Annotated in this window: 6 protein-coding genes; all 6 read left to right on the forward strand. The window is 66.8% G+C overall.

Going from position 1 to position 9089, the window contains the following annotated elements:
• The first annotated feature begins 2 nt into the window (after positions 1–2).
• Positions 3–1766, forward strand: a complete 1764-nt coding sequence (locus tag DTS01S_RS15725; protein ID WP_061288090.1) for a sensor histidine kinase — start codon at positions 3–5, stop codon at positions 1764–1766.
• Entirely contained in the window at positions 1766–3280 is a 1515-nt protein-coding gene (locus tag DTS01S_RS15730; RefSeq protein WP_061288092.1) for a sigma-54-dependent transcriptional regulator, read from the forward strand. The genes DTS01S_RS15725 and DTS01S_RS15730 overlap by 1 nt, the downstream gene beginning before the upstream one ends.
• Positions 3267–3908: a 1,6-anhydro-N-acetylmuramyl-L-alanine amidase AmpD gene (ampD, locus tag DTS01S_RS15735; RefSeq protein WP_016448000.1), complete on the forward strand. Its 642-nt coding sequence runs from the start codon at positions 3267–3269 to the stop codon at positions 3906–3908. Before DTS01S_RS15730 ends, ampD begins: the two co-directional genes overlap by 14 nt.
• Positions 3909–4437: 529 nt before the next feature.
• A complete protein-coding gene (locus DTS01S_RS15740; RefSeq protein WP_016448001.1) occupies positions 4438–7356 on the forward strand; it encodes a ribonucleoside-diphosphate reductase subunit alpha in 2919 nt (972 codons plus the stop codon).
• A gap of 206 nt (positions 7357–7562) precedes the next feature.
• Positions 7563–8657, forward strand: coding sequence for a ribonucleotide-diphosphate reductase subunit beta (locus tag DTS01S_RS15745; RefSeq protein WP_016448002.1), 1095 nt, complete (start codon positions 7563–7565; stop codon positions 8655–8657).
• Positions 8658–8834: 177 nt separating this feature from the next.
• Positions 8835–9089: hypothetical protein (locus DTS01S_RS15750; protein ID WP_176579532.1), on the forward strand; the 255-nt coding region annotated here is incomplete at its 3' end.

The raw sequence follows: 9089 nt of genomic DNA on the forward strand, positions 1-9089 counted from the left end.
GCATGCAGGACGCCGCCCGCTCCCAGCCGCCCACCATCGACGAGGCCACGGCGCAGTCGCCGCACGACGCCAACGCCCCCTTCGTCCGGCTGTGGCAGGGATTTCTGACGGGCCGCGTTCTCATCGCCACTGCGCTGCTGCTGCTGCAGCTGGCGCTGCTCAGCGTGCAGCCCGGCGGCAATCCCCTGGTCTGGCTGGTCTGCCTGGGCTACCTGGGGCTGACGCTGCTGGTGCGGCTGACCGCACGCGAGCAGCCGCCCTCTGCCCGCGCCGGCGTGCACTGGCTGCCCGTGATCGGCGTGGACATCGCGGCCATCTGCCTGCTGCAGGTGTTGCAGACAGGCCCGCTCAACTACTCGGCCCTGCTGGCCATCCCCATCCTGATTTCGGCCGTGCTGGGCAATCTGACGCTGGCGCTGGCCACCACGGCCAGCGTCACGCTGCTGACCCTGGGCTGGGTCGCATGGCAGGACCTGGCGGGCCGCATAGAAAGTACCCAGGCCTACTACCAGGCCAGTTTTGCCTGCGCAGGCTATTTCGCCGTGGCCTATCTGACGCACGAGCTGGCGCGCCGCGTGCGGCGCGAGCGGCACCTGGCACAGCACAGCAGCCGCAAGGCCCAGGCCCAGGAGCAGGTCAATGCCCTGGTGATCCGCCACCTGGGCGAAGGCGTGCTGGTGGTTGATCCCCAATTCCGCGTGCAGCAGGCCAACCCGGCCGCGCTGCACCTGCTGGGACTGGCCGACGCGCATGCCCTGCCCTTCGCCCTCAAGGAGCACGCCGGCTGGCAGCGGCTGCAGGATGCCGTGGCCCAGAGCTTTGCCCAGAACCTGCCGATATCGGCCGCCATCCATCTGCAGTCCATCGGCCAGGAAGGCATGACGGGACTGCATCTGCGCACCTGGCTGACCGAGGTCGCCACCCCGTCCGACGCCACCGATGCCGCCGAGCCCGCGCTGCTGCAGCAGCTGTGCGTGGTCTTTCTGCACGACCTGCGCGAAATGGAGGCGCGGCTGCGCACGGAAAAGCTGGCCTCCATGGGCCGCATGTCCGCCGCCGTGGCCCATGAGATCCGCAATCCGCTGGCCGCCATCACCCAGGCCAACGCCCTGCTGGCAGAAGATCTGGCGCAGAACCCGGCCCAGCAGCAGCTGTGCCGCATCGTGGGCCAGAACGCCGAGCGGCTGGCGCGCACCGTCGAGGACGTGCTCAACATCGCGCGGGCCCAGCAGCACATTGGCGAGGCCCACGCCGGCCTGCTGGACCTGGACCAGCATGTGGCCCAGGCCTGCCAGGAGTGGCAGGCCCAGGGCCAGCCTGCGCGCAGCATCCAGCTGCTGCTGGACGCGCGCGCAAGGACCGTGGTGTTCGACGGCGAGCACCTGCGCCGCATCCTGGTGAACCTGCTGGACAACGCCCAGCGCTACCGCAGCAACGCCCAGCAGCCGCATACGCTGCAGGTGCTGACCGGTGCGCCGGCCGCAGGCCAGATCTGGCTGCAGGTCTGGAGCGACGGCGCCGCACTGGAGCCCACGGTGCAACTCCATCTGTTCGAGCCCTTCTTCTCGTCGGAAAGCCGCTCCAGCGGCCTGGGCCTGTACATCTGCCGCGAGCTGTGCCAGCGCTACGATGCAGGCATCAGCTACCAGCGGCTGTCGCGGCCCGCGCCGCACGGCCCTGTCGAGGGCAATGCCTTCAGCATCGTGTTCCGCGCCGGCGCCGCATCGGCTCTGCCGGCCTCCCTGTTTGACCAGATTGTGGTGTGATGCCCTTGAACTCCCTGCCCGCTGCCGCATCGATTCTTGTCGTGGACGACGAGCCGGATCTGCGCACCCTCTATGAACTGACCCTGCTGCGCGAAGGCTACCGCGTGGAAACCGCCGCCAGCGTGGGCGAGGCGCGCGAACAGCTGCAGACCCAGCGCTTCGACGTGGTCATCACCGACATGCGCCTGCCCGACGGCATGGGAATGGAGCTGCTGCAGGACCTGCGCAACCAGCAACGGCGAGAACGCTGCGTGGTCATGACCGCCTACGGCTCGGCCGAAAATGCCGTCGAAGCCCTGCGCTCGGGCGCCTTCGACTATCTGACCAAGCCCGTGGACCTCAAGCAGTTCCGCCTGGTCGTGGCCTCGGCCGCCCAGGGCGTGGGCGGCGTGCCGCCCCCCGGCGTGATGCCGGCGCGCAGCCCCTCGGCGGCGTCGGCCGCAAGCCCCGTGCTCAGCGGCGGCGGGGCGCTCGACGCCATGGTTGGGGAGTCGCCCGCCATGCAGGCCGTCAAGCAGCGCATTGCCAAGGTGGCGCGCGGCATGGCGCCGGTGCTGGTGCACGGCGAGTCGGGCACGGGCAAGGAGCTGGTGGCGCGCGCCCTGCACGCCTGCAGCCAGCGCGCCCACGGCCCCATGGTGGCCGTGAACTGCGGCGCCATCCCCGAAAACCTGCTGGAGGCCGAGTTCTTCGGCGCCCGCAAGGGCTCCTATACCGGAGCCACCCAGGACCGCGACGGCTATTTCCAGGCGGCACGCGGCGGCACCCTGTTCCTCGACGAAATCGGCGACCTGCCGCTGCCCATGCAGGCCAAGCTGCTGCGCGCCATCCAGGAACGCCGCGTGCGGCCCCTGGGCTCGGCGCAGGAGGAAGCGGCCGACGTGCGCATCGTCAGCGCCACCCACCGCGACCTGGCCGCCGACGTGCAGGCAGGACGTTTTCGCCAGGACCTGTACTACCGCCTCAACGTCATCGAAGTACTTCTTCCGCCGCTGCGCGAGCGCCGCGAGGACCTGCCCGCGCTGTGCCGCGCATTGCTGGCACGGCTGTCGCAGGAGTCGGGCCTGCCCATGCCCGAGATCGACGAGCGTTCCCTGGAGCAGATCGCCCGCCTGCCCCTGCCCGGCAATGTGCGTGAACTGGAGAACCTGCTGCACCGCGCCATCACGCTGGGCGAGGAAGGGCCGCTGCGCATAGACCCCGAGATGCAGCTGCCCTGCGGCACTCCGCCGGCTCCACCCGCATCGGCGCAGACCCAGGCGCACGACGGCGCCGCACCGCCGCCGGAGCCTGCCGACATGGAGCTGCCCCGCGACCTGCAGGCCTGGCTGGACGAGCGCGAGCGCGGCATCCTGGTGCAGGCGCTGCAGGAAAACGGCTTCAACCGCACGGCCACGGCCGCACGCCTGGGGCTGAGCCTGCGCCAGATCCGCTACCGCATCGACCGGCTGAACATCGCCCTGCCTGGCGACGCCAGCACCGAGGCGGACGGAGGCGGCCATGGCGAAGCCTGATCCGCAGGCACCAGCCACCACGACCATGGGCCCGGCCTGGACCTGGCAAGGCGGCTGGCTGCAACAGGCACGCCACCTGCCCTCGCCCAACTTCGGCGAGCGCCCGGCCCAGGCCCTGGTCGATCTGGTCGTCGTGCACTCCATCAGCCTGCCCCCCGGCGAGTACGGCACGGGGGCGGTCCAGCAACTGTTCACCAACCAGCTCGACTGGGACGCCCATCCTTACTACCAGGGCATACGCGGCCTGGAGGTGTCGGCCCATTTCTTCGTCACGCGCCTGGGCGAGGTCTGGCAATTTGTGGACTGTGACGCGCGCGCCTGGCATGCGGGCGCCTCCAGCTGGCGCGGCAAGGATCGCTGCAACGACGACTCCATCGGCATAGAGCTGGAGGGCCTGGAGGGACTGCCGTTCGAGCCGGCGCAATATGCGGCCCTGGAGAACCTGTGCGAAGCCATCGCCGCACGCTACCCCGTCGCCCATCTCGCAGGCCATGAGCACATTGCGCCCGGCCGCAAACGCGATCCCGGCCCCGGCTTCGACTGGCCGCGGCTGCGCGGGCTGCTGTCCCGTCACCAGGCCACGGCGAACTGGCAGCTGCCGCCCCGCGCCGGCCAGCCCTCCACGTAAGCACACACCCTCCTGCCGGACTGCGCCAGGCCTTGCACGCAGCCCGGCTTGTCCACAGGCCCAGGAAAAGTGCGCTGTCAATCCAGAAAGCAACCCATGTGGCGCGCAGGCGCACGCCGGGCCGGCCTGATCTTTTTTTACAAATTCACGCATGTGTCGCAGCCCCACTGTTCATGGGGCTTTCGGCGGTCCGACCGGCGCAGCGGCAAGGCTGTAGCGGCTTGCGACAGGCCATCGCCCGCCAGCCACCGCGCAGCGGTGATCTGCTGCTATGGGCTTGCATGCTGGGCACTGTTTTGGCGCAGCGCAAACAGCGGTTTTCCGGCCGTGAGTACCCCGTGTACATGAGACGGCGATACACTACAGGTAGTGCCTGAGAGCACGCCGGACACCATATCTAGTGTTCACAAGCTGTGCACACCCTGTGAAAACGGTGTGCACATCCGGCCATCGATTCCATCTCCCAGCAAGCCTGCCCCCAGTGCAGGTCCGCGTCCGTTCTATCCACAAACACCCGTTGAGGAAACTCATGCAAGAAGCACTGAATTCTTTGGCTCCCGCTGCGCACGGTGATGCTGCCAATCCTTCCTCCGCCCATCACCTGTCCGTGCAGGACGGCTACCAGATCATCCGCCGCAGCGGCGACGTGGTGCCCTTCACCCCGCAAAAGATCGCCGTCGCGCTGACCAAGGCCTTCCTGGCCGTGCGCGGCGCCCAGGGCGCTGCCTCCGCCAGCGTGCGCGAGACCGTGGACGAGCTCACCCAGGCCGTGGTGCGCGCCCTGCTGCGCTCGCGTCCGGGCGGCGGCACCTTCCATATTGAAGACGTGCAGGACCAGGTCGAGCTGGGCCTGATGCGCGGCGGCCACCACGACGTGGCGCGCGCCTATGTGCTGTACCGCGACCGCCGCAACCAGGAACGTGCCGAGCAGAAGAAGGCCGCCGAGGCCGCTGCCGCCGCTGCGGCCGCGCCCGCCCCCGTGCTGCATGTGACCGACAACGGCCAGCGCGTTCCTCTGGACCAGGCCCGCCTGCTGGCCTTGATCGAGGCCTCCTGCCGCAACCTCAATGCCGACATCCAGGCCGCGCCCATCGTTGCCGAGACGCTGCGCAACCTGTACGACGGCGTGCCGATCGAAGAAGTCTTCAAGGCCTCCATCCTGGCCGCGCGCACGCTGATCGAAAAGGACCCCGACTACACCTACGTCACCGCCCGCCTGCTGCTGCACACCATCGTGCGCGAGGTCATGGGCCACGACGTGCAGCCTGCCGACATCCAGTCGGCCTACGCCGCCTACTTCCCCGGCTTCATCCAGAAGGGCGTGGACAACGAGCTGCTCAACCCCGAGCTGCTGAACTACGACCTGCCCCGCCTGGCTGCCGCCCTCAAGGCCGAACGCGACCAGCAGTTCGACTACCTGGGCCTGCAGACCCTGTACGACCGCTACTTCCTGCACGTGCGCAAGACGCGCATCGAGCTGCCCCAGTCCTTCTTCATGCGCGTGGCCATGGGCCTGGCGCTGCAGGAAGAGGACCGCAACGCGCGCGCCATCGAGTTCTACGAACTGCTGTCTTCCTTCGACTTCATGAGCAGCACGCCCACGCTGTTCAACAGCGGCACGCTGCGCTCGCAGCTGTCTTCGTGCTACCTGACCACGGTGCCCGACGATCTGGACGGCATCTATGAGTCGATCAAGGAAAACGCCCTGCTGTCCAAGTTCGCCGGCGGCCTGGGCAACGACTGGACGCGCGTGCGCGCCCTGGGTTCGCGCATCAAGGGCACGAACGGCGAGTCGCAGGGCGTGGTGCCCTTCCTCAAGGTGGTCAACGACACGGCCGTGGCCGTGAACCAGGGCGGCAAGCGCAAGGGCGCCGTCTGCACGTACCTGGAGACCTGGCACCTGGACATCGAGGAATTCCTCGAGCTGCGCAAGAACACGGGTGACGACCGCCGCCGCACGCACGACATGAACACGGCGAACTGGATTCCCGACCTGTTCATGAAGCGCGTCATGGAAAAGGGCCAGTGGACCCTGTTCTCGCCCTCCGATGTCGGCGACCTGCACGACCTCTTCGGCGCAGCCTTCGAGCGCGCCTACACGGCCTACGAAACCAAGGCCGACACCGGCGAACTCAAGCTGTTCAAGCGCATCCCGGCCGTGGACCTGTGGCGCAAGATGCTGTCCATGCTGTTCGAGACCGGCCACCCCTGGGTCACCTTCAAGGACCCCTGCAACGTGCGCTCGCCCCAGCAGCACGCCGGCGTGGTGCACTCGTCCAACCTGTGCACCGAGATCACGCTGAACACCAGCGACACCGAGACCGCCGTCTGCAACCTGGGCTCGGTCAACCTGGCGCGCCACATCACCAACGGCGCCATCGACCACGGCAAGCTGCGCAAGACCATCACCACGGCCATGCGCATGCTGGACAACGTGATCGACATCAACTACTACGCCGTGCAGAAGGCCAAGGACTCCAACCTGCGCCATCGCCCCGTGGGCCTGGGCCTGATGGGCTTCCAGGATGCGCTCTATGAAATGCGCATCGCCTACGCCAGCGACGCGGCCGTCGAGTTCGCCGACCAGTCGATGGAAGCCATCTGCTACTACGCCTACTGGGCCTCCACCGAACTGGCCAGGGAACGCGGCCAGTACTCCAGCTACAAGGGCTCGCTGTGGGACCAGGGCATCCTGCCGCTGGACACGCTGAACCTGCTGGAGAAGGCCCGCGGCGGCTACGTGGAAGTGGACCGTTCCTCGCGCCTGGACTGGGATGCGCTGCGCGCCAAGATCGGCCAGCACGGCATGCGCAACTCCAACTGCGTGGCCATCGCGCCCACGGCGACCATCTCCAACATCGTCGGCGTCGATGCCTCCATCGAGCCTTCGTTCGGCAACCTGTCGGTCAAGTCCAACCTGTCCGGCGAGTTCACCGTCATCAACCAGTACCTGGTGCGCGACCTGAAGCGCCTGGGCCTGTGGGACGACGTGATGGTCATGGACCTCAAGCATTTCGACGGCTCGCTGCGCCCCATCGACCGCGTGCCCCAGGACGTCAAGAACCTGTACGCCACCGCCTTCGAGGTCGAGCCCACCTGGCTGGTCGAGGCCGCTGCACGCCGCCAGAAGTGGATCGACCAGGCCCAGAGCCTGAACATCTACATGGCCGGCGCCTCGGGCAAGAAGCTGGACGACACCTACAAGCTGGCCTGGCTGCGTGGCCTGAAGACCACCTACTACCTGCGCACCACCAGCGCCACCAACATCGAGAAGTCCACGGTGCAAAGCCGCGTGCTCAACGCAGTGCCCACGGCTGCCGCCCAGCCCGCTGCCGTGAGCACCTCCAGCGCCCTGGAAGCCGCGGCAGCCGCCGCACGCGCCCAGGCCCCGGCGACGGACATCAAGTTCTGCGCCATCGACGATCCCGGCTGCGAAGCCTGCCAGTAAGCCGCGCAGCGCGGGGCCTCGCCACGGCGCAGGCCCCGCGCCCTGCCCGCCAGCCAGCGCCATGCGCAGGATCTTCGCCATGGACCTTGGGCCTGCTCAACATGCCAGGCCACCCATGGTCCTACATTGACCGGAGCAGAAAGAGAGGCCTCTTTCGCACCGAATGAACTGAACATATGCCTCAGGGCATGCCGGAGAAAATTGCAATGCTGACCTTTGACGACGACGCCACCCTCTCGAACACGCCGACCGGCGCAGGAGCTGCCCCCGCCACCGGCACACACCAGCGCGTCAACGCCGCCGACAAGCGAATCATCAACGCCAAGACCGACGTCAACCAGCTGGTGCCCTTCAAGTACAAGTGGGCCTGGGAAAAGTACCTGGCCACCTGCGCCAACCACTGGATGCCGCAGGAAGTGAACATGAACCGCGACATCGCCCTGTGGAAGGACCCCAACGGCCTGACCGAGGACGAGCGCCGCATCGTCAAGCGCAACCTGGGCTTCTTCGTGACGGCCGACTCGCTGGCTGCCAACAACATCGTGCTGGGCACCTACCGCCACATCACCGCACCCGAGTGCCGCCAGTTCCTGCTGCGCCAGGCCTTCGAGGAAGCCATCCACACCCACGCCTACCAGTACATCGTGGAGTCGCTGGGCCTGGATGAAGGCGAGATCTTCAACGCCTATCTCGAGGTTCCCTCCATCCGCGACAAGGACGAATTCCTGATCCCCTTCATCGAGGCGATCATGGACCCCAGCTTCAAGACCGGCACCTTCGAGACCGACCAGACGCTGCTGAAGTCGCTCATCGTTTTCGCCTGCCTAATGGAGGGCCTGTTCTTCTACGTGGGCTTCACGCAGATCCTGGCCCTGGGCCGTCAGAACAAGATGACCGGCGCTGCCGAGCAGTACCAGTACATCCTGCGCGACGAGTCCATGCACTGCAACTTCGGCATCGACCTGATCAACCAGCTCAAGCTCGAAAATCCGCAGCTGTGGACACCCGAATTCAAGGAAGAAATCACGGCGCTTTTCGTCAAGGCCGTCGAGCTGGAATACCGCTACGCAGAGGACACCATGCCGCGCGGCGTGCTGGGCATGAACGCATCGATGTTCAAGGGCTACCTGCGCTACATCGCCAACCGCCGCGCCACGCAGATCGGCCTGGAGGCCCTGTTCCCGAACGAGGAAAACCCGTTCCCCTGGATGAGCGAGATGATCGATTTGAAGAAGGAACGTAACTTCTTTGAGACACGCGTCATCGAGTATCAAACCGGAGGCGCACTTTCCTGGGATTAATCGCTTCTCTGCAGGCACAATGCGAACCATGACGCGCTTCACGCTTTTGCAATACCGATGGTGTTGCGGCGTGGGGCGTCTCCGTGTTCATTGCGATGCGTCACTCCACATCGCATTGAATCGCTTCGGAGCCCCGTACCCCGAAGTGTTTTGTGCAAATCAACGAAGGAGAAGATGATGGCAACTGCGAAGAAGACGGCCTCTACCAAGGCCCCCACCGACAAGAAGACCACCGCCAAAAAGGCGGCCGCCCCCAAGGCTGAAGCCGTGAAGAAAGCCACGGCCACTGCCAAGGCAGCGCCCGCCAAGAAGGCTGCGGCTCCTGCTGCAAAGAAGGCTGCCGCTCCCACCAAGAAGGCTGCTGCTCCTGCTGCCAAGAAGGCTGCTGCGCCTGCTGCGAAGAAGGCCGCTGCTCCCGCCAAGAAGGCTGCA

Origin of the sequence: Delftia tsuruhatensis NBRC 16741 (assembly GCF_001571325.1) — a bacterium.
In the GTDB taxonomy this organism is placed as follows: Bacteria; Pseudomonadota; Gammaproteobacteria; order Burkholderiales; family Burkholderiaceae_C; genus Comamonas; species Comamonas tsuruhatensis.

Coding starts and splice junctions, on each gene's coding strand:
- ampD (WP_016448000.1), top strand. CDS start 3,267: ATGGCGAAGCCTGATCCGCAGGCACCAGCCACCACGACCATGGGCCCG.
- DTS01S_RS15745 (WP_016448002.1), top strand. CDS start 7,563: ATGCTGACCTTTGACGACGACGCCACCCTCTCGAACACGCCGACCGGC.
- DTS01S_RS15740 (WP_016448001.1), top strand. CDS start 4,438: ATGCAAGAAGCACTGAATTCTTTGGCTCCCGCTGCGCACGGTGATGCT.
- DTS01S_RS15725 (WP_061288090.1), top strand. CDS start 3: ATGCAGGACGCCGCCCGCTCCCAGCCGCCCACCATCGACGAGGCCACG.
- DTS01S_RS15730 (WP_061288092.1), top strand. CDS start 1,766: ATGCCCTTGAACTCCCTGCCCGCTGCCGCATCGATTCTTGTCGTGGAC.